Origin of the sequence: Vibrio sp. SCSIO 43009 (genome assembly GCF_023716525.1) — a bacterium.
GTDB classification, from domain to species: domain Bacteria; phylum Pseudomonadota; class Gammaproteobacteria; order Enterobacterales; family Vibrionaceae; genus Vibrio; species Vibrio alginolyticus.
On record NZ_CP071842.1, the window covers coordinates 908,810 to 926,724 of the forward strand.

At 44.4% G+C, this 17,915-nt stretch carries 18 protein-coding genes; 13 read left to right on the forward strand and 5 right to left on the reverse strand.

Translation table 11 applies throughout. The features are described 5' to 3' along the window. Positions 1 to 3 precede the first annotated feature (3 nt). From J4N43_RS04305 to J4N43_RS04355, 11 genes are all read left to right on the forward strand, one after another. A complete protein-coding gene (locus J4N43_RS04305) occupies positions 4 to 498 on the forward strand; it encodes a DUF2802 domain-containing protein (protein WP_025998721.1) in 495 nt (164 codons plus the stop codon). A gap of 289 nt (positions 499 to 787) precedes the next feature. Beyond that, the gene (ccmA, locus tag J4N43_RS04310) at positions 788 to 1,405 is read left to right on the forward strand and encodes a cytochrome c biogenesis heme-transporting ATPase CcmA (protein WP_005380511.1); all 618 of its coding nucleotides are present in this window, start codon (positions 788 to 790) and stop codon (positions 1,403 to 1,405) included. Between the two features lies 1 nt (position 1,406). Further along, positions 1,407 to 2,075, forward strand: coding sequence for a heme exporter protein CcmB (gene ccmB / locus J4N43_RS04315; RefSeq protein WP_005380512.1), 669 nt, complete (start codon positions 1,407 to 1,409; stop codon positions 2,073 to 2,075). A gap of 109 nt (positions 2,076 to 2,184) precedes the next feature. Beyond that, complete coding sequence (locus tag J4N43_RS04320; protein WP_005380513.1) at positions 2,185 to 2,928, forward strand: heme ABC transporter permease; 744 nt, start codon at positions 2,185 to 2,187, stop codon at positions 2,926 to 2,928. Positions 2,929 to 2,939: 11 nt separating this feature from the next. Continuing rightward, positions 2,940 to 3,146 (forward strand): heme exporter protein CcmD, encoded by a 207-nt coding sequence (gene ccmD / locus J4N43_RS04325; RefSeq protein ID WP_005380515.1) that lies wholly within the window; start codon positions 2,940 to 2,942, stop codon positions 3,144 to 3,146. Beyond that, positions 3,143 to 3,628, forward strand: a complete 486-nt coding sequence (ccmE, locus tag J4N43_RS04330; RefSeq protein WP_005380516.1) for a cytochrome c maturation protein CcmE — start codon at positions 3,143 to 3,145, stop codon at positions 3,626 to 3,628. Before ccmD ends, ccmE begins: the two co-directional genes overlap by 4 nt. Continuing rightward, the gene (locus J4N43_RS04335) at positions 3,625 to 5,601 is read left to right on the forward strand and encodes a heme lyase CcmF/NrfE family subunit (protein ID WP_053349548.1); all 1,977 of its coding nucleotides are present in this window, start codon (positions 3,625 to 3,627) and stop codon (positions 5,599 to 5,601) included. Before ccmE ends, J4N43_RS04335 begins: the two co-directional genes overlap by 4 nt. A 1-nt stretch (position 5,602) precedes the next feature. Continuing rightward, positions 5,603 to 6,157 (forward strand): DsbE family thiol:disulfide interchange protein, encoded by a 555-nt coding sequence (locus J4N43_RS04340; RefSeq protein WP_005380518.1) that lies wholly within the window; start codon positions 5,603 to 5,605, stop codon positions 6,155 to 6,157. Next, positions 6,154 to 6,639, forward strand: a complete 486-nt coding sequence (locus J4N43_RS04345) for a cytochrome c-type biogenesis protein (protein ID WP_005380519.1) — start codon at positions 6,154 to 6,156, stop codon at positions 6,637 to 6,639. The genes J4N43_RS04340 and J4N43_RS04345 overlap by 4 nt, the downstream gene beginning before the upstream one ends. Further along, a complete protein-coding gene (ccmI, locus tag J4N43_RS04350; protein ID WP_053349549.1) occupies positions 6,639 to 7,853 on the forward strand; it encodes a c-type cytochrome biogenesis protein CcmI in 1,215 nt (404 codons plus the stop codon). Before J4N43_RS04345 ends, ccmI begins: the two co-directional genes overlap by 1 nt. Positions 7,854 to 8,069: 216 nt before the next feature. Next, the gene (locus J4N43_RS04355; protein WP_080996819.1) at positions 8,070 to 8,843 is read left to right on the forward strand and encodes an MlaA family lipoprotein; all 774 of its coding nucleotides are present in this window, start codon (positions 8,070 to 8,072) and stop codon (positions 8,841 to 8,843) included. 74 nt (positions 8,844 to 8,917) lie between these two features. On the opposite strand, the gene J4N43_RS04360 is transcribed toward J4N43_RS04355, so the two are convergent. The 4 genes from J4N43_RS04360 to J4N43_RS04375 all read right to left on the reverse strand — a co-directional run bounded on the left by J4N43_RS04360 (position 8,918) and on the right by J4N43_RS04375 (position 13,400). After that, positions 8,918 to 10,234, reverse strand: a complete 1,317-nt coding sequence (locus J4N43_RS04360; protein WP_053349551.1) for an outer membrane protein transport protein — start codon at positions 10,232 to 10,234, stop codon at positions 8,918 to 8,920. Positions 10,235 to 10,543: 309 nt separating this feature from the next. Beyond that, the gene (locus J4N43_RS04365; protein ID WP_053304159.1) at positions 10,544 to 11,803 is read right to left on the reverse strand and encodes an outer membrane protein transport protein; all 1,260 of its coding nucleotides are present in this window, start codon (positions 11,801 to 11,803) and stop codon (positions 10,544 to 10,546) included. 297 nt (positions 11,804 to 12,100) lie between these two features. Continuing rightward, positions 12,101 to 12,832 (reverse strand): DUF3379 domain-containing protein, encoded by a 732-nt coding sequence (locus J4N43_RS04370; protein ID WP_053349552.1) that lies wholly within the window; start codon positions 12,830 to 12,832, stop codon positions 12,101 to 12,103. After that, a complete protein-coding gene (locus tag J4N43_RS04375) occupies positions 12,825 to 13,400 on the reverse strand; it encodes a sigma-70 family RNA polymerase sigma factor (protein WP_005380528.1) in 576 nt (191 codons plus the stop codon). Before J4N43_RS04375 ends, J4N43_RS04370 begins: the two co-directional genes overlap by 8 nt. Before the next feature lie 720 nt (positions 13,401 to 14,120). On the opposite strand from J4N43_RS04375, the gene fadI reads away from it, so the two are divergent. Next, on the forward strand, positions 14,121 to 15,428 hold the full coding sequence (fadI, locus tag J4N43_RS04380) for an acetyl-CoA C-acyltransferase FadI (RefSeq protein WP_005384447.1): 1,308 nt from the start codon (positions 14,121 to 14,123) through the stop codon (positions 15,426 to 15,428). Beyond that, positions 15,428 to 17,539, forward strand: coding sequence for a fatty acid oxidation complex subunit alpha FadJ (gene fadJ, locus J4N43_RS04385; protein WP_062730490.1), 2,112 nt, complete (start codon positions 15,428 to 15,430; stop codon positions 17,537 to 17,539). Before fadI ends, fadJ begins: the two co-directional genes overlap by 1 nt. Positions 17,540 to 17,601: 62 nt before the next feature. Here fadJ and J4N43_RS04390 read toward each other — a convergent pair whose 3' ends face one another. Then, positions 17,602 to 17,856, reverse strand: coding sequence for a hypothetical protein (locus J4N43_RS04390; RefSeq protein ID WP_005384444.1), 255 nt, complete (start codon positions 17,854 to 17,856; stop codon positions 17,602 to 17,604). Positions 17,857 to 17,915: the final 59 nt, after the last annotated feature.

Genomic DNA, 17,915 nt, shown 5'->3' on the forward strand with positions numbered 1-17,915 from the left:
ATGATGGCTGAAGAGACTCTTTTATCTGCTCCATTCCTTGCGGGTGGCGTCGCTTTTATTGTGTTAGTTTTGGTTGTTTTGCAACTGCGGATTCGCTCTGGGTTACAAAAGCAGTTAGACCAACAACGAGCTCAATCTCGACACGCAGATAAAGAAGTGCAAAAGTTGAGTAAGCAGTTACTCGAAGTGCGCTCGGTTGTCGTTGGTCTTGGACAAAAAGTGACGGAGCAACAAGACATTATTCAGCACTTAAACGAGAGAATTCGCGAACTCGAACACGCTGATACTGATGGTCGCTTGTACAGTCGCGCTTCTAAAATGGTACAGCTTGGCGCTGATATCAACGAGCTGATTGAAGAGTGCGAACTACCAAAAGCCGAAGCAGAGTTGATGCTTTCACTGCAGAAGAAACTGGCAGGGAAAGAGAAGATTCCACCATTAAGTGGTCAGCCATCAGATGACGCAGAATATCCAGCGCGTGGACGTCGTCGACGCTAAAGGTTATCAAGCGATAAAAAAGAGGCGTTATTACGCCTCTTTTTTGTTTTTAGCTGCTAATGCTCTTCTTAAATACAACCCTAGATAACCTTCAGTCGATCTTGCTCTTAGTTCTGGCCTCTCAAATTCAAAATGAGCGCTTATAACTACTTATAGTTAATTTTATTAAAGTGTGATGATTAATTAACAAAAATACATGAACTTACATGTAACCTAGCCCTCTTATCCTGTTTTGTCATAACTAAGCTGTGCTAATATAGCGGCTCGTTCATTTTTTAGTTGAAGCTCTATGTTAGAAGTGTCTAACCTGACAGCAATCCGTGATGAAAGGGTTCTGTTTGAAAACCTGCAGTTTGAAATTAAGCCTGGTGAATTGGTCCAGATCGAAGGGCGTAATGGTACTGGTAAAACTACATTGCTACGGATTGTGACAGGGTTAGGTGATAGAGAAGAAGGTGTCATTAAATGGAAAGGCGAAGAGGTTGAAAAATCTCGTGATGTTTTCCATCAAGATCTGCTTTTCTTAGGACATCAAACAGGAGTGAAACGAGAGCTTACCGCATTAGAAAACTTACGTTTTTATCAATCTATTCAAAATAATCGCTCTTCAGACGAAGAAATCTTTATCGCTTTGACTCAAGTAGGATTAGCTGGTAGAGAAGATGTGCCTGTAGCACAACTTTCCGCAGGTCAGCAACGACGAGTCGCATTGGCAAGGTTATGGCTCAGTAAGCAAATTTTATGGATCTTAGATGAGCCGTTGACTGCCATTGATAAGCAAGGTGTCAAGGTGCTTGAATCTTTGTTCGCAAGTCATGCTGATAATGGCGGTATTGTTGTGTTGACGACGCATCAAGATATGTTTGCGGACAGCCCGAAACTTAGAAAAATAAAGCTGGGTGACTGATATGATTTCCTCGATGACCACCATCATTCGTCGTGAGCTCCTAATCGCATTTCGCCGTCAGGCAGACATTCTGAACCCGCTGTGGTTCTTTATTATTGTCATTACTCTCTTTCCTCTGAGTATTGGACCAGAGCCTAATTTGTTAGCACGTATTGCAGCGGGCATCGTTTGGGTTGCCGCATTGCTGTCCGCCTTATTATCATTAGAGCGTCTATTTCGTGATGATTTTCAAGACGGTGCACTAGAACAAATGATGCTAATGCCGATTCCATTGCAACTTGTAGTGGTTTCAAAGGTCATAGCACATTGGTTGTTAACAGGGTTACCTCTGATTTTAATTAGCCCATTATTGGCGGTTTTACTTTCGCTCGACTTCAATACTTGGCTATCGGTTGTATTAACCTTGATGATCGGTACACCAACACTAAGTTTTATTGGCGCCATTGGTGTGGCGTTGACTGTTGGGTTGCAAAAGGGTGGCGTTCTTTTGAGTTTGCTTATTCTTCCGCTCTACATCCCAATTTTGATTTTCGCAACATCGGCAATTGATGCTGCCGCACTCGGTATGGCGTATAACGGTCAACTAGCGATTTTAGGTGCGATGCTAATGGGGGCGATGACATTAACGCCTTTTGCCATCAGTGCCGCATTGCGAGTTAGTGTTAACTAACTCAATAAAGTGCCAATGAAGCGGCGCTTGATCAAAGAATTATTATTAAAGCACTGCTACGGTCTCAACCCTTTAGACAGTGTCCCTGAAGTAAGAGTGAGAACAAAACATGTGGAAATGGCTACATCCTTATGCCAAGCCAGAAGCAGCTTATCGTTTGAGTGGTAAGTTTCTGCCTTGGTTTTCTGTATTGGCCCTCGTATGCTTATCGGTTGGTACGGTTTGGGGGCTTGCATTTGCGCCTTCAGATTACCAACAAGGTGACAGTTTCCGAATCATCTACATTCATGTCCCATCAGCTATTTGGTCTATGGGCGTTTATATGTCGATGGCGATCGCTGCATTTATTGGCCTAGTATGGCAAGTTCGCCTATCTGATATGGCGGCACTTGCGATGGCTCCGATTGGTGCAGTATTTACTTTTATTGCTCTACTTACAGGTGCTGTTTGGGGCAAGCCTATGTGGGGCACTTGGTGGGTATGGGATGCCCGTCTTACATCTGAATTGATTCTTCTATTTCTCTACCTTGGTGTGATTGCGCTTTACCATGCGTTTGACGATCAAAAAACCGCCGCAAAAGCCGCTGGTATCTTAGCGATCGTAGGCGTAGTAAACCTACCTATCATTCACTTTTCCGTGGAATGGTGGAACACGCTTCATCAAGGTGCGACGATCACGAAATTTGAACAACCTTCTATTTCATCCGACATGCTTTGGCCGTTATTGCTGAACATCTTTGGCTTTGCGTTCTTCTTTGGTGCCGTGACGATGGTCCGTTTTCGTAACGAAATCATCAGTAAAGAAAGTCACCGCCCTTGGGTGCGCAAACTCGCAACAGAACAAACTCAGTGAGGTAACTGATTATGCATTTTGAATCTCTGAGCGACTTTTTTGCCATGGGTGGCTACGCATCATACGTATGGAGTGCGTTTGGTATTACTTTCTTATCCATGCTGATTCTTCTGATCACTAGCCTTCGCCGCGGTGATGCATTATTGAAAGAAGTGAAAGCAAAAATTGACCGTCAAGCTCGTATCGACGCAGCGAAGAACATGGAGAACACCTTATGAACCCGAGACGTAAAAAGAGGCTAGGTATTGTACTAGCGATCTTTATCGGTATTAGTGCCACCATTGGTTTGATACTTTATGCGCTTAATCAAAATATGGACCTTTTCTATACTCCAACGGAATTGGTTAATGGTAAGCCAGATGGCACCAAGCCAGAAGTAGGCCAGCGTCTGCGTATCGGTGGAATGGTGGTTGTGGGCTCAGTTCGTCGAGATCCTAATTCTTTGAAAGTGAGTTTTGACCTGCACGATGTCGGTCCGAAAGTGACGATTACCTATGACGGTATTCTTCCTGACTTGTTCCGTGAAGGGCAGGGTATTGTTGCTCAAGGTGTACTGAAAGATGCCACGACAGTTGAGGCATTTGAGGTCCTAGCGAAGCACGATGAAGAATACATGCCACCAGAAATTGCAGAAGCGATGAAGAAAACGCATGAACCGCTTCAATATAGCACCGAACAGAAACAAGGAAGCGGCCAATGATTGCTGAAATCGGTCACTTTGCTCTCATTCTTTCGCTTGCAATGGCTGTGCTGTTGAGCGTATTGCCATTGTGGGGAGCATCGAATAATAACACCATGCTCATGAACACAGCGCGACCGCTATCTTGGTCTATGTTCCTGATGCTGTTGTTCTCTTTCGCCATTTTATGTTGGGGATTTTATACCAACGACTTCACGTTACAGTATGTAGCGAGCAACTCGAATAGTCAGCTTCCTTGGTACTACCGTTTAACCGCAGTATGGGGTGCGCACGAAGGTTCACTGTTGCTATGGGTTTTAATCCAAGCTGCTTGGACTGTCGCTGTAGCGACGTTTAGTCGTGGTATGCCGCAAGAGTCGGTTGCACGTGTACTTGCTGTTATGGGCATGATCTCAGTGGGTTTCCTACTGTTTATCATCCTGACGTCGAACCCATTCCTACGTACGTTACCGTTCTTCCCGGTTGACGGACGTGACTTGAACCCTCTGCTTCAAGACCCTGGTTTGATTGTTCACCCGCCAATGCTTTACATGGGCTATGTTGGTTTCTCGGTTGCATTCTCTTTTGCGATCGCATCCCTAATGACCGGACGCCTTGATACGGCTTGGGCTCGTTGGTCTCGTCCTTGGACAACCGCTGCATGGGTATTTTTAACACTTGGTATCGCACTAGGTTCTTGGTGGGCTTACTACGAACTTGGCTGGGGTGGCTGGTGGTTCTGGGACCCAGTAGAAAACGCATCATTCATGCCTTGGTTAGCGGGTACCGCATTAATGCACTCTCTTGCCGTGACAGAAAAACGCGGCACATTTAAAGCGTGGACGGTACTATTGGCAATCTCTGCATTTTCGTTGAGTTTGTTGGGCACCTTCTTAGTCCGTTCCGGTATTTTAGTATCGGTCCACGCGTTCGCGTCTGACCCGTCGCGCGGTATGTTTATTCTAGGCTTCCTCGTTTTCGTTATCGGCGGCTCTTTATTGCTGTTTGCCGTAAAAGGGGCAGCAGTGCGTGTACGAGGTAACTTCGACTTAGTCTCACGTGAAAATGCGCTCTTAGCCAACAACGTATTACTTATCGCCGCTCTTGTTGTGGTGTTAGTGGGGACACTGTTGCCGCTCGTACACAAGCAGCTTGGTTTGGGGTCGGTCTCTATCGGTGCGCCATTCTTTGACATGCTATTTGCGTGGTTAATGATGCCATTTGCTTTTCTGCTTGGTATTGGTCCTCTTATTCGCTGGAAGCGAGACAGTTTATCTAAACTTGTGAAACCAATGCTCGTTTCAGGTGTGCTTGCTTTCGCCTTGGCCGCGCTATGCGTGTACCTATTTGCCGATTTCTTCTCAACCATGGCTTACATTGGTTGGGTGATGGCGATTTGGATTATTGCGATGCATGGCTTTGAACTGTACGAGCGCGCAACGCACCGTCATAGCTTTAGTGAAGGTGTTCGCAAGCTGCAACGTAGCCACTGGGCAATGATGTTGGGTCATGTTGGTCTGGCGGTATCTGTTATCGGTATTGCGATGGTACAGAACTACAGCATCGAGCGTGATGTACGTTTAGCACCTGGCGAACACTTCCAAATTCAAGGCTATGATTTCTACTTCTCAGGCTTGCGTGATAAAGATGGTCCAAACTACGATGGCTACATCGCAGACTTTGAGATCACACACAATGGCAAATACGTGAATACGCTTCACGCAGAGAAGCGCTTCTACCGTACGGCTAAGTCTATGATGACTGAAGCAGCCATTGACCGTGGTATTAGCCGCGACCTATACATTGCAATGGGTGAACGTTTAGACGACAACCGATCTTGGGCTGTTCGTATTTACTATAAACCGTTCGTTCGTTGGATTTGGGCTGGCTCTTTGATTATGGCATTAGGCGGCGCACTAGCGATTTCTGATAAACGCTACCGCTTCCGTAAATCGCCGAAGAAAAACGCGAAGTCAAAAGAGCAGGAGGCATAACATGAATAAGAAAATCTTATTTATTCCGCTTGTCGCTTTCATGATTCTAGCGGGCATTTTCGCAACCCAATTAATGCGTAACCAAGAGGGCGATGATCCAACTAAATTGGAGTCGGTTTTGGTTGGTAAGCCTGTTCCTGAATTTCACTTAGAAGATCTGGCTGAGCCTGGAAAACAGTACGACCAATCAATTTTTAAAGGTGAACCGTTGCTCTTGAACGTTTGGGCAACGTGGTGCCCAACGTGTTATGCAGAGCATAAATACCTAAACGAATTGGCGGGTAAGGGCGTTAAGATCATCGGTATGAATTACAAAGATGATCGTAATAAAGCAATAGGTTGGCTGAATGATCTCGGCAACCCGTACTTGATCAGCCTATTTGATGGCAGTGGTATGCTTGGCCTTGACCTTGGTGTTTATGGTGCTCCAGAAACATTCATTATTGATGCAAATGGTGTGATTCGCTATCGCCATGTAGGGGATGTAAACCCACGTAATTGGTCAGAAACACTGGAGCCGCTTTACAACAAATTGGTTGAGGAGGCGAAGCAATGAGAAAGCTAATTCTTGCCGTTTTTGCTGCGATGACATTATCTCTTGCTGCTCATGCGGCCATTGAAGTGTACGAGTTTGATAATTTGGAACAAGAACAGCAGTTCAAAGAGTTAAGCCATACGCTCCGTTGCCCTAAATGTCAGAACAACACGATCTCGGATTCTAACGCTGAACTTGCTCAGGACTTACGCCATAAGGTGTACGAAATGACCAAAGAAGGTAAGTCCAAAGATGAGATTGTTGATTACATGATCGCCCGTTACGGTAACTTCGTGACTTACAACCCACCATTTACGGTCGCGACTGCGATTTTGTGGCTAGGGCCACTCGCTGTAGTACTGGGTGGTTTTGGCTTGATTGTACTGCGTAGCCGTAAATCTAAAGTTAAGGCAAAAGCGAGCAGTGACGAGCAATGGGATGAGCAAAAAGAAGCTCGTTTAAAAGCATTGCTTGAAGAAGAGAACAACGGAGATAAGAAGTAATGACACTATTTTGGATTTCCACCGTTGCTCTCACGCTTATTGCTTGTGCGCTGGTGGCTTTGCCGCTGCTTAAACAAAAAGCGAACAATGATGATGTGTTACGCGATGAGCTCAACAAGGCATTTTATAAAGACCGACTATCTGAGCTTGCAGAAGAAACTGACGAAGGTCTTGTTGAAAGTGAAGACGAACTGATTTCTGATCTAAAGCAATCACTGCTTGACGATATCCCTGGTGATAAAGCGCAAAAAGAAACCAAGGTTTCTCCAATCGCGGTTTTAGTTCCATCGGTAATTCTGACGGTGGTGCTGAGCTATGGTTTGTATTATAAATTTGGCGCGTCAGACGATATTGTTCAATGGCAAGAAGTGTCTGCAAATCTACCTGAGTTATCGAAAAAGCTGATGTCGGCTTCTTCTGAGCCGCTGAGTGACGATGAAATGGCGGATTTGACCCTTGCCCTTCGAACTCGCTTACATTACCAGCCGGAAGACTCGACAGGTTGGTTACTGCTAGGTCGTATTGCGTTAGCAAATCGTGATGTCACCACAGCTATCGATGCGATGGAAAAATCGTACCGCCTAGAGCCAAAAGACCCAGATGTGATGTTGGGTTATGCACAAGCTCTGATGCTGTCTCAAGAGGAAATGGATCAAGCGACGGCTCGCTCATTACTCGGCAAGCTGATGCAGCAAGACTATGTCGATCTGCGTGTGTTTTCTTTGTTAGCGTTCGATGCGTTTGAGCGTCAAGACTTCCCGGCAGCCATCAAGTACTGGGGAATCATGCAGCAAATGATTGGTCCAGAAGATAGCCGCTACGAGATGTTGTCACGAAGTATTGAGAGTGCTCGTAAGCAAATGGGCGAAGCGGTTTCACCGGATAAGAGTGTAGCTGTGACAATTGATGTGGCACCAAATGCTCAGTTGGATCCAAACGCAGTTCTGATTGTGTCAGTACATCGTTCAGATGGCTCCCCAATGCCTGTGGCTGCTGCTCGTTATCCGCTAGGTACTTTCCCTCGCACAGTCGTATTAGATGATGGCAATGCCATGATGCAAGGGCAAAAGTTATCTTCACTCGATAAGCTAATCGTCCGTGTGCGTGTAGATTCTGACGGTAACGTAGCAACGCGTGATCAAGATTGGCACGGAGAAAGTGACGTCGTTGAATTTGGCGCACCAGTAGAAGTGACCATTGATCAGCAGTATTAATTGTTAACATCTGTCTCTGAAACATGACAACGAGGTAGAGTCAGTTGCCTTTAGTGGTATGACTCTAAACGATCGAGTAGAATACCGAAGGCCAGCGATTGCTGGCCTTTATTTATTCCCATATCTGAGTCATCTTTACTATGTATCCTGCTCAACATACGTACAATGGTTAATCGGTGTGACTTAGGTACATTAATAGTCGTTATGGAAAATAAAATGTATAACAAGGGTAAATCTACCTTCTTGTTGCTGTTAGCCGTTGGACTGGTTGGCTGTTCAAGTGCGCCTGATGAAGCAGTAACAGGACAAGAAACAAATCAAACGACTTCTGATGTGTATGACCCGTTGGAAGGCTTTAACCGAACCATGTGGGAACTCAACTACGAATATTTAGATCCGTATTTGGTTCGTCCTGTATCACTTGCGTATGTAGAATACACGCCAGTTCCTATTCGTTCTGGTATCGCTAACTTCTTATCGAACTTAGATGAGCCAGCAAGCATGGTTAATAACTTAATCATGGGTAATGGTACGAAAGCCGTGGACCACTTTAACCGTTTTTGGATTAACTCGACGTTCGGTATTTTCGGTTTATTCGATATTGCAAGTGCCGCGGGTATTACGAAGTACGACGAGAAAGCGTTCAGTGATGCAGTAGGCCACTATGGTGTTGGAAATGGTCCTTACTTCATGGTTCCAGGTTATGGTCCGTATACCTTACGTGAAGTGACAGATACCGTAGATAGTACGTATTTACCCCTCTCTTATCTCAACTTCTGGGCGAGTTTGGGTAAGTGGGCGTTTGAAGGAATGGAGAAGCGTGCTTTATTAGTACCGCAAGAAGCGCAGCTAGACTCGTCGCCGGATCCATATATTCTAACTCGCGATGTTTATATCCAGCGTCAAAACTTTAAAGCAGAAGTTGAAACGGTAGAAGAAATTAACATCGAAGAAGAAGAGTATTTAGATGAATATCTAGAAGACTTTTAAGCGTTGTTCTTCACATTAGAGAAATGAAAAAAGGCTTAGCTGATGCTAAGCCTTTTTTGTATTTTGCAGCTTGGTTAGAAACGGTAGTTTGCTTGAACACCGATTAGCCAAACATTACCCGTAGTTTCGCCTACAAATTGGCCGCCGACTTGTTCTGCAGTGTCGTCTGACTTGTAACCACGAGACTCAACGATTGGTGCGTCTTTCGCAAAAATATAGGTGAAGCCAGCGTCTAGGCTGAAGTCTTTCGTCCAATCGTACGTTGCGCCAATACTTAGCCAAGTGCGGTCAGTTTCTGGAATAGTAATCGTGCGGTTTTTGTCGCTTACCGCTGAAGTATCGTATGCAATACCAGTGCGTAGCGCTAGCTTAGGATCAAGCTGGTAAGTAGCACCAACAGCAAAGCGATAGTTGTCTTCCCAGTTTTCTACTTTAACCATATGCGTGCCAGCAGTATTTAGACGTGCTTCCAATTTCTCGAAAGAGCTCCAATCCGTCCAGTTAACGCTTGCGTGTAATGCAAGTTGGTCTGTTACTTGGTGGAAGCTTGCCAACTCAGCCGTTGCAGGCAGGTTTAGATACATGTAGCCGTTGTCGCGTTCAGAAGTACCGAAGCCAAAACCAAGACCTTCAGCATGGCCTTCAAGCTTCAGTTCAACTTCAGATTTGTACGCGAATCCGATACGGTTATTTTCATTGATCTGCCATGCTGTACCAACTTGCCAGCCCCAAGCGGTATCGTCACCTTCCATGTATTTTAGAGCGGTACCTTGAGGAACACTGATTGGTTGATTAGTTTCAGGGTTTAACCCTACAACGTTATTCTTAGGAGCTGCTGCGCCAAAGCTGCCTTCGCCGATGATGTAACGGATACCACCACCAACGCTGATTGATTCATTGACTTTGTAAGCTGCGTTTAAGTTCGCTTCCATTGTCGTTACGCTTGCTTCGTTACCGAAGTGCGATGCACCAAAGCCTTTACCTAAATCGGTTTCCATGCCGTAGTTGGTGCCAAATGCCAAACCAATCGCGAATTTCTCATTATATTGGTGTGATAGGTAGAAGTTTGGAATGATTGCATCATGTGCGAAGTCATCTGAAGATGCAGAAGAAGTGCTACCGTGGAAGTTTACATCACCTTCAATATCAATATTTGGGTTCACATAGATTGCACCAACGGACACTTGAGTGCCTTCCAAATAAGTTAGCATTGCTGGGTTACGCCATTGTGCACTTGCGTTGTCAGCCATTGCAGCTTCACCAGCATATGCTCGACCTAGGCCTGCTGCAGAATATTCAGCAAGTTGGAAACCTGCTGCGTTAGCCATGCCCGTTGTGCCAAGTAGGCTTAATGCCACTGCTGTTGATAGAAGAGTCTTGTTGGTTTTCATTCGAATGTTCGCTGATTTGTTTATAACGTGGGACGAAAGTTTAAAGGTAGAGTTTTTACTTTAGAAATGAAAATCCAGCGTAAGTGGTCATTTGAAATATTATCCTTTAAAATATTATTTTTGCGGTTTAATAATCTAACTGTGAAAGGCTTGTAAACGGAATTCAGCGAACAGCTGTGCGTCCTAATTGTGAGATTTAGATACACGTGTTCACTCAAATTGAGTGGGCAATAAATCGCAGATATGAAAAAAGGCTGGAAATCCAGCCTTTTATATAAAGTATTTTTCTACTAACTAACAGCGAAGCGTTTAGAAGCTACGGCTGTATTGTAAGCCGAATAGAATTGCATCAGCATGAGTTGTTGCTGTTACACCGGTAGAAAGAACAGGAGATAATTGAGTATTCTCATTAACTTTTACATCTTCACCTAACAAGTACGTGAAGCCAAAATCGATGTTTGAGCTATTATCAATATGGTAAGAGAAACCTGTGGAGAACCACTGGCGATCAGAGTCTGGTACCGAGATAGACGTTACTTTATCTTGAGCGCTTGTGTCGTACATGTAACCAGCACGAAGTGTCCAGTTGTTGTTTAGGTAGTAAGTACCACCAATTGCGTAGTGCCAGCCATCTTGCCATTGATAGTCTTTCGAGTAACCACCTTTAAGTAAACCCTGATTTAGGTTCTCAAAATCAATTTGGTCGAAATCTTTCCAACCGATGTATTGGATGCTGTAGTGTACAGCAAACTTAGTGTCTTGGATTTTGTGGAAACCAGAAAACTCGGCCATATCTGGTAGAGGTAGCGTGATTTCCTGACCTTTGTCGTCTTTCGCCGTAAATTCAGGGCTGTAACGATACGCTAGACCAAAACGGTTGTTTTCATCTAGTTCGTACACAGTACCAACGTTAAAACCAACAGCCCAACCATCAGCTTTATCTACGTCCAGAATTTTTTGACCGCCAACCCCTGGGACTGAAGAGCTAGTTGTACGCTTCATTGTGCCTTGGCCGTAGATTAAATCTAAACCAGCACCAAAGCTCCATTGTTCGTTTAAACGGTAAGAACCCGCCAATCCAAAGTTGAAGCTTTTTACATCCGTAAGACCACCGTACTCGGTTGCGGTGTAGTTATCTGAAAATTCAGTTTTAGTGCCGAAATTAGAGTATGCGTTTACGCCCCATGCAAACTTGTCATTTACTGGAACGATTAGGTGAATGTTTGGAGCTATTGACGTATCACCCACATCATCAGTATCAGCAACATTTACAGTACTGGAGCCCAAAGGAGTATTAACGTTATATTTCGCATCTTTCACTTCAATCATTGAAGTAATGCTTTCGAAACCTAGCGAAAGTTCCATTTTATCAAACAGAGCCATTGCTGCTGGGTTACGAGCCATTACTGCTGCATTATCTGCGATTACTGCATCACCAGCAAATGCACGGCCGATGCCAGTTGCTGATTGAGCGTTGATTTGGAAACCCGCTGCCATCGATTGACCTGAGGCAAAAGCTACCGTTACTGCTAGGAGAGTCTTTTTAAACAGACGCGTGTTCTGAGTCATTTGTTTTTCCTTATTAGATTCGTCTCTTTGGACGATAAATTGAGCTTTTGCTCAGTGGCGCAGATAGTAGTATCAATAATTGCTTGGACAAATCCGACCATTGGATAAAATTGAATAAAAATTGCAGAAATGATGTCTAAAAGACGGGAAATTGCACTTAAAATGCATAATTTAGAGTTTAAGCTCTAAATGCTATAGCGGTGGTGAATGTTTTGTGCTCTATTTATACAAAAATGCCGCTAAATAAGATCATTTAGCGGCATTTAACCTTTTGAAAGCTGGAAATCGTCGAAGTTGTTACATCGGCTTAATCATTGATGCAAGAGTCGTAGCGATAGCATCAATATTTTCACCTTCTTCCCCGACTAAAATCAGGCTTGAACTCCCAACGGGCTGAACGACTCCGGTCATGCCATCCTTATTAAAGTCGGTACTTTGTTCGCTTGGAATACCAGTAATAAATAACGTTACTTTACCTTTTGGGCCTTGGAACACCATATGCACCGCATTAGATTCGCCAAAACCGCAGTGGTTTAGGTAGTAAACGTGATATGGAAAGTTTTCACTAAACTGGTAATGAAATGGCGACATTTTCGCATTAATTTGCGAGCTCGGTACATCCTCATCAAGATGACGAACAAACGGCTCTTCATGAATAACGTGTTTCATCGCGGTATCCGCTAAACTGGCTTGTGCTGGAGACACCAAAACATTTCCCCAGTTTACTTGGCCAACTAATAATCCTGCGGTGAACGCAATAGAAGCGGCAAGTGCCATTGCTTTGCGGACAAAGTTTGGTCTTACGACCTTCTCTTCATCAAGTGCACTCGACGTCTGGCTAAATAAAATCTTATCTGCGAGATCTTCGGGTACATCCACATTCATGGCTTGTTTAATTTTTACATCGAGATCCAAAACGTCATCAACAAACTTATTGTTGGCGTCGCTACCAGCTAAAGCTTGCAGAATCTCTTCATCCTTTTGTTTTGGATCCGACAAAATACGACGACGAAATTCTAAATCATCCATTCTTTTGTCCTCTCTTAGTATCTTGAGAATCCAACATCTCTTTAAGTTGATTACGAGCGCGAAATAGTCGAGTCATCACTGTGTTTTTATTTAAATCAAGAATGTCGCCAATTTCTTCTCCACTGAAACCACCGACAACTTGGAGAAATAAAGGCTCACGGTATTCAACATCGAGCTTCATGATCTGTGCCTGCAGCCATTCTTGCTGATGATGTGAGTCATCGCTGACTTTAGCATCATTGCCGTAATCATCGATATCAACTAAATCAAATTGTTTACGTTCGAAGCGGCGCGCATTTTCTCGTCTCAATATTGTGATGAGCCAAGACTTGGCAGCTTTTTCGTCCTGGAGGCTATCGAGTGACTTCCAAGCTCTAAGACAGGTTTCCTGAACTAGATCTTCCGCGACCGCTTTATCTTTGCACAACCAATATGCGTAGCGGTACAAGTCACGATGATACCCTCGGACGAGCGCTTCGTATTTTCTTTGCTTGTCCATATCAGAGTTGACCGGACTGTTGGAATTTTTCTTTCCAAACATTTTTAATATGGCCACAGGAGCCTCCATCCTCGCTCTGTGAGTTTCTTATTTGTTCTGAGCATGACTTTACTTGCTTCATCGCCTAGCGGTTTTGGTTGCAGGATTTGTCATGCAACCCCTTTGACACAATAAGCCATGTGGTTACCTAAAAGTGTATACGCAAATGTCAGATATCATCGAACACGAATTGATATATATTGTTAACAATATCATCATTAGTAATCAATGGCTTGGATAAGTTCACTCGATGGAGCATTAAAAGGGACTTCTGATGGTGGATTCTTGAATTGTTTTGAATCAATAATCGCTCTAGGTGAGCTTAAAACTCGTAAAATCACTATAAAATTGATCTATTTCAAAATATCAAGCAGTGAAGGGGTTATAGTACACCTTGTCATCTCGTTAGTCATTGCGACTAACATGTTGAGCAAGATGACACTTCCTTTTGAAGGCTGACTTTACTTTCTCCTAATCAGGAAACTGATTACTTTTCAATTGGCGTAAGTTAATTGTTTTATAGATATTCCGACCACACAGTTATGTGTGGTTTTTTTTTGCTTCGATTTTACTTTCCGTATACCTCTTACCGTTTTAACTCTCTATAGTTAACCATTAGTAATCGCATAAGAATCAAAGAAGTAGAGTAATTGAACTACTTGCTTCACGTTTATTTAAACGCACGTTTGATAAATTTAACAAATTCATTACAATGCATCAGGTCAGACCTCTTGTATTTAAGGAGAAACAATGGGCAAGCAGGAAGTAAAAACACGCAATGGTGAGCGTGTCGCTATTGTCGCGGGGCTTCGAACTCCCTTTGCTCGTCAAAGCACGGAATTTAGCCAAGTGCCAGCGGTCGATTTAGGGAAAATGGTAGTAAGCGAAATGCTTGCTCGAACAGATATTGATCCGAAGCTAATCGAACAAGTGGTATTTGGACAAGTAGTACAAATGCCTGAAGCGCCAAACATCGCACGAGAAATCGTGTTAGGCACCGGTATGAACATCCATACTGATGCTTACAGTGTGACTCGAGCGTGTGCAACGAGTTTTCAAGCGGCGGTTAATGTCGCAGAAAGCATCATGGCGGGAACCATCGATATTGGTATTGCTGGCGGTGCAGACTCTTCTTCCGTCCTGCCTATTGGCGTATCAAAGAAATTGGCCGCTAATCTGCTTGCTCTTAGTAAGACAAAAACAATGGGTCAGAAGCTTAGTATCCTCAAAAACTTGAGCTTTAAAGACCTGATGCCAGTGCCACCAGCAGTAGCAGAGTACTCTACGGGTTTATCCATGGGACAAACTGCAGAGCAAATGGCTAAAACACATGGTATTTCTCGCGCAGAACAGGATGCGCTTGCACATCGTTCTCATACGCTGGCTTCTCAAGCTTGGAAAGAAGGAAAAATCCAAGATGAAGTGATGACGGCTTTCCCTGAACCATACAAAAAGTGGATTTCGGAAGACAACAATATCCGTCATGACTCAACGGTTGAGGGATACGCGAAATTGCGACCTGCGTTTGATCGTCAGTATGGCAGTGTTACGGCTGCGAACAGTACGCCATTGACTGATGGTGGTGCGGCAGTGATGTTGATGCGAGAAGGTAAAGCGAAAGAGCTCGGAATGGAGATCCTTGGTTACATCCGAGGTTATGCATTCTCTGCTATCGGTGTGGAAAAGGACATGCTGATGGGGCCGACTTATGCCACAGCGAAAGTGCTTGAAAATACAGGCTTGGAACTGTCAGACCTGACGTTGATCGACATGCACGAAGCCTTTGCTGCTCAAGCATTGGCGAATGTGAAGATGTTTGCTTCCGATAAGTTTGCTCAAGAAAACCTTGGTCGCTCAAAAGCGATTGGTGAAATTGACATGGATAAGTTCAACGTGCTTGGCGGATCAATTGCTTATGGTCACCCATTTGCTGCGACTGGTGCGCGTATGATGACGCAAACCCTACGAGAGCTAAAACGCCGTGGCGGTGGTATTGCATTGAATACCGCATGTGCTGCTGGTGGTCTTGGTGCGGCAATGATTCTGGAGGTTGAGTAATGAGCGAGCAAAAAGCATTTAGTCTAAAGGTTGATGAGCAAAATATTGCTTGGTTAGCCATCGATGTTCCTAATGAAAAAATGAATACGCTGCAGGCGGCTTTTGCTGACGAAATGAAAGAAATTTTTGCTCAGCTAAAAGACTCCAGTGGTATTAAAGGGATGATCATCCACTCCCTAAAACCGGACAATTTTGTTGCGGGCGCAGATGTTAGAATGCTAGAAGCATGCACCACAGCAAGTGAAGCGGAAGCCTTAGCAAGGCAGGGTCAGGAGTTGTTCCAGCAGCTATCGGACTTACCGTATCCTGTCGTTGCGGCTATTCATGGCCCATGTTTGGGCGGTGGTTTAGAACTGGCTCTTGCATGTGATTATCGTGTTTGTACGGATTCTGACAAAACGCGTTTAGGTCTGCCAGAAGTACAACTTGGTTTATTGCCAGGTTCTGGTGGTACTCAGCGTCTGCCACGTTTGATTGGCCTGTTACCATCGTTGGACTTGATCCTGACGGGTAAACAACTTCGTGCGAAGAAAGCTAAAAAACTGGGCGTTGTGGACGCCTGTGTGCCTGACACCATTTTGCTCGACGTAGCAAAACAGTTTATCGACAAAGGTAAAAACAAGGGTACGAAAAAGCTATCGACGAAAGAAAAGGTGATGTCTGGTAGCGGGCTAGGGCGCAAGTTTGTATTTGAGCAAGCTGCGAAGAAAACGAATCAAAAAACCCGTGGTAACTATCCAGCAACGGTTGCAATTCTAGAAGTTATTCAACATGGCTTAGAGAAAGGCTTCGCTAAAGGCCAAGAACTTGAAGCGAAGCGCTTCGGTGAGCTTGTAATGAGCTCAGAGTCAAAAGCGCTCCGTTCGATCTTCTTTGCCACAACAGAAATGAAGAAAGAGAATGGCACGGATGCGAAACCAGCACCAGTTCATAAAGTTGGTGTGCTTGGTGGTGGTCTGATGGGCGCCGGAATCAGCCATGTGTCTGTTGCAAAAGCAAAAGTACCTGTTCGCATCAAAGACGTTAGCAACGATGGCGTTTTAAATGCGCTCAACTACAACTACAAGTTATTTGAGAAACAGCGCAAACGTCGCATTCTATCCAAGGCCGATCTGCAAGCGAAAATGCTGCAACTGTCTGGTGGTGTCGATTTTACCAGTTTTAATCATATTGATGTCGTAATTGAAGCCGTTTTTGAAGACTTAGATCTTAAGCAAAAAATGGTGGCGGACATTGAAGCAAACGCTAAGACAGAAACTATCTTTGCGACCAATACTTCTTCGTTGCCTATCCACAAAATTGCAGAAAAAGCGGAGCGTCCAGAAAACGTAGTGGGTTTGCATTACTTCAGCCCGGTAGAAAAAATGCCGTTGGTGGAAGTGATTCCGCATGAAACGACGTCAGATGAAACCATTTCAACAGTCGTTGCACTTGCTAAAAAGCAAGGTAAAACCCCGATCGTAGTGAAAGACAAAGCGGGCTTTTACGTGAACCGCATTCTTGCGCCATACATGAACGAAGCGGCGCATATTCTGCTGGCTAACGAACCGATCGAAAAGATTGATACGGCGTTGCTTGATTTTGGTTTCCCTGTTGGCCCGATTACCTTGTTGGATGAAGTTGGTGTCGACATTGGCGCGAAAATTATGCCGATTCTGGTTAACGAGTTAGGTGACCGATTCAAAGGGCCGGATGTGTTTGATATCTTGTTAAATGATGGACGTAAAGGACGCAAGAGTGGTAAGGGGTTTTACACTTACAAGGGCAAGAAGAAAGATGTCGACAAATCGGTTTACAAACTGCTTAAGCTCGACCCTGAATCTAAGCTAAGCGATAACGATATTGCGTTGCGCTGTGTGCTGCCAATGTTGAATGAAGCGGTACGTTGTTTGGATGATGGCATCATTCGCTCGCCACGTGACGGTGATATTGGCGCGATATTTGGTATTGGTTTCCCACCGTTCTTGGGTGGTCCGTTCCGTTACATGGACCAATTTGGCATTAAAGAGCTCGTAGAGAAAATGAATGAGTTTGCATCGAAGTATGGCGATCGTTACGCGCCATGTGATGGTTTGCTTACTCGAGCTGGTGAAGGGACAACGTTCTATTAAACGTTGCTTCGGTAGAGAAAAAGGCTTGCCAGTGGCAAGCCTTTTTCATAAAGAAGAAATGGTTACTTCTTCTTGTCTTTCTTATCTTTATTGTGGCCTTTACCTGGGTTGTCGTCCCCGTGAACGCTGCTGTTACCTTTTTTGTCTTTATCATTCCACTGCTTTGAAGAGCAATCATCTGATTTGATGGATACATTGTCTCCGCTAAGGCGCACACAGTCGTCACTTAATTCGAAGCCATCGCCTTTGACTGAGATTTCAGCGTGAGCAGATGCCAATGGCAGTATAAGAGCCACAAGTAAAAGTGCTTTTTTCATGACTACCTCATTAAGTTATTTTTAGTGCGGGGAATTAGAGCATAAGCCGTAATGGCGTA

Coding starts and splice junctions, on each gene's coding strand:
- J4N43_RS04305 (WP_025998721.1), top strand. CDS start 4: ATGGCTGAAGAGACTCTTTTATCTGCTCCATTCCTTGCGGGTGGCGTC.
- ccmA (WP_005380511.1), top strand. CDS start 788: ATGTTAGAAGTGTCTAACCTGACAGCAATCCGTGATGAAAGGGTTCTG.
- ccmB (WP_005380512.1), top strand. CDS start 1,407: ATGATTTCCTCGATGACCACCATCATTCGTCGTGAGCTCCTAATCGCA.
- J4N43_RS04320 (WP_005380513.1), top strand. CDS start 2,185: ATGTGGAAATGGCTACATCCTTATGCCAAGCCAGAAGCAGCTTATCGT.
- ccmD (WP_005380515.1), top strand. CDS start 2,940: ATGCATTTTGAATCTCTGAGCGACTTTTTTGCCATGGGTGGCTACGCA.
- ccmE (WP_005380516.1), top strand. CDS start 3,143: ATGAACCCGAGACGTAAAAAGAGGCTAGGTATTGTACTAGCGATCTTT.
- J4N43_RS04335 (WP_053349548.1), top strand. CDS start 3,625: ATGATTGCTGAAATCGGTCACTTTGCTCTCATTCTTTCGCTTGCAATG.
- J4N43_RS04340 (WP_005380518.1), top strand. CDS start 5,603: ATGAATAAGAAAATCTTATTTATTCCGCTTGTCGCTTTCATGATTCTA.
- J4N43_RS04345 (WP_005380519.1), top strand. CDS start 6,154: ATGAGAAAGCTAATTCTTGCCGTTTTTGCTGCGATGACATTATCTCTT.
- ccmI (WP_053349549.1), top strand. CDS start 6,639: ATGACACTATTTTGGATTTCCACCGTTGCTCTCACGCTTATTGCTTGT.
- J4N43_RS04355 (WP_080996819.1), top strand. CDS start 8,070: ATGTATAACAAGGGTAAATCTACCTTCTTGTTGCTGTTAGCCGTTGGA.
- J4N43_RS04360 (WP_053349551.1), bottom strand. CDS start 10,234: ATGAAAACCAACAAGACTCTTCTATCAACAGCAGTGGCATTAAGCCTA.
- J4N43_RS04365 (WP_053304159.1), bottom strand. CDS start 11,803: ATGACTCAGAACACGCGTCTGTTTAAAAAGACTCTCCTAGCAGTAACG.
- J4N43_RS04370 (WP_053349552.1), bottom strand. CDS start 12,832: ATGGATGATTTAGAATTTCGTCGTCGTATTTTGTCGGATCCAAAACAA.
- J4N43_RS04375 (WP_005380528.1), bottom strand. CDS start 13,400: ATGGAGGCTCCTGTGGCCATATTAAAAATGTTTGGAAAGAAAAATTCC.
- fadI (WP_005384447.1), top strand. CDS start 14,121: ATGGGCAAGCAGGAAGTAAAAACACGCAATGGTGAGCGTGTCGCTATT.
- fadJ (WP_062730490.1), top strand. CDS start 15,428: ATGAGCGAGCAAAAAGCATTTAGTCTAAAGGTTGATGAGCAAAATATT.
- J4N43_RS04390 (WP_005384444.1), bottom strand. CDS start 17,856: ATGAAAAAAGCACTTTTACTTGTGGCTCTTATACTGCCATTGGCATCT.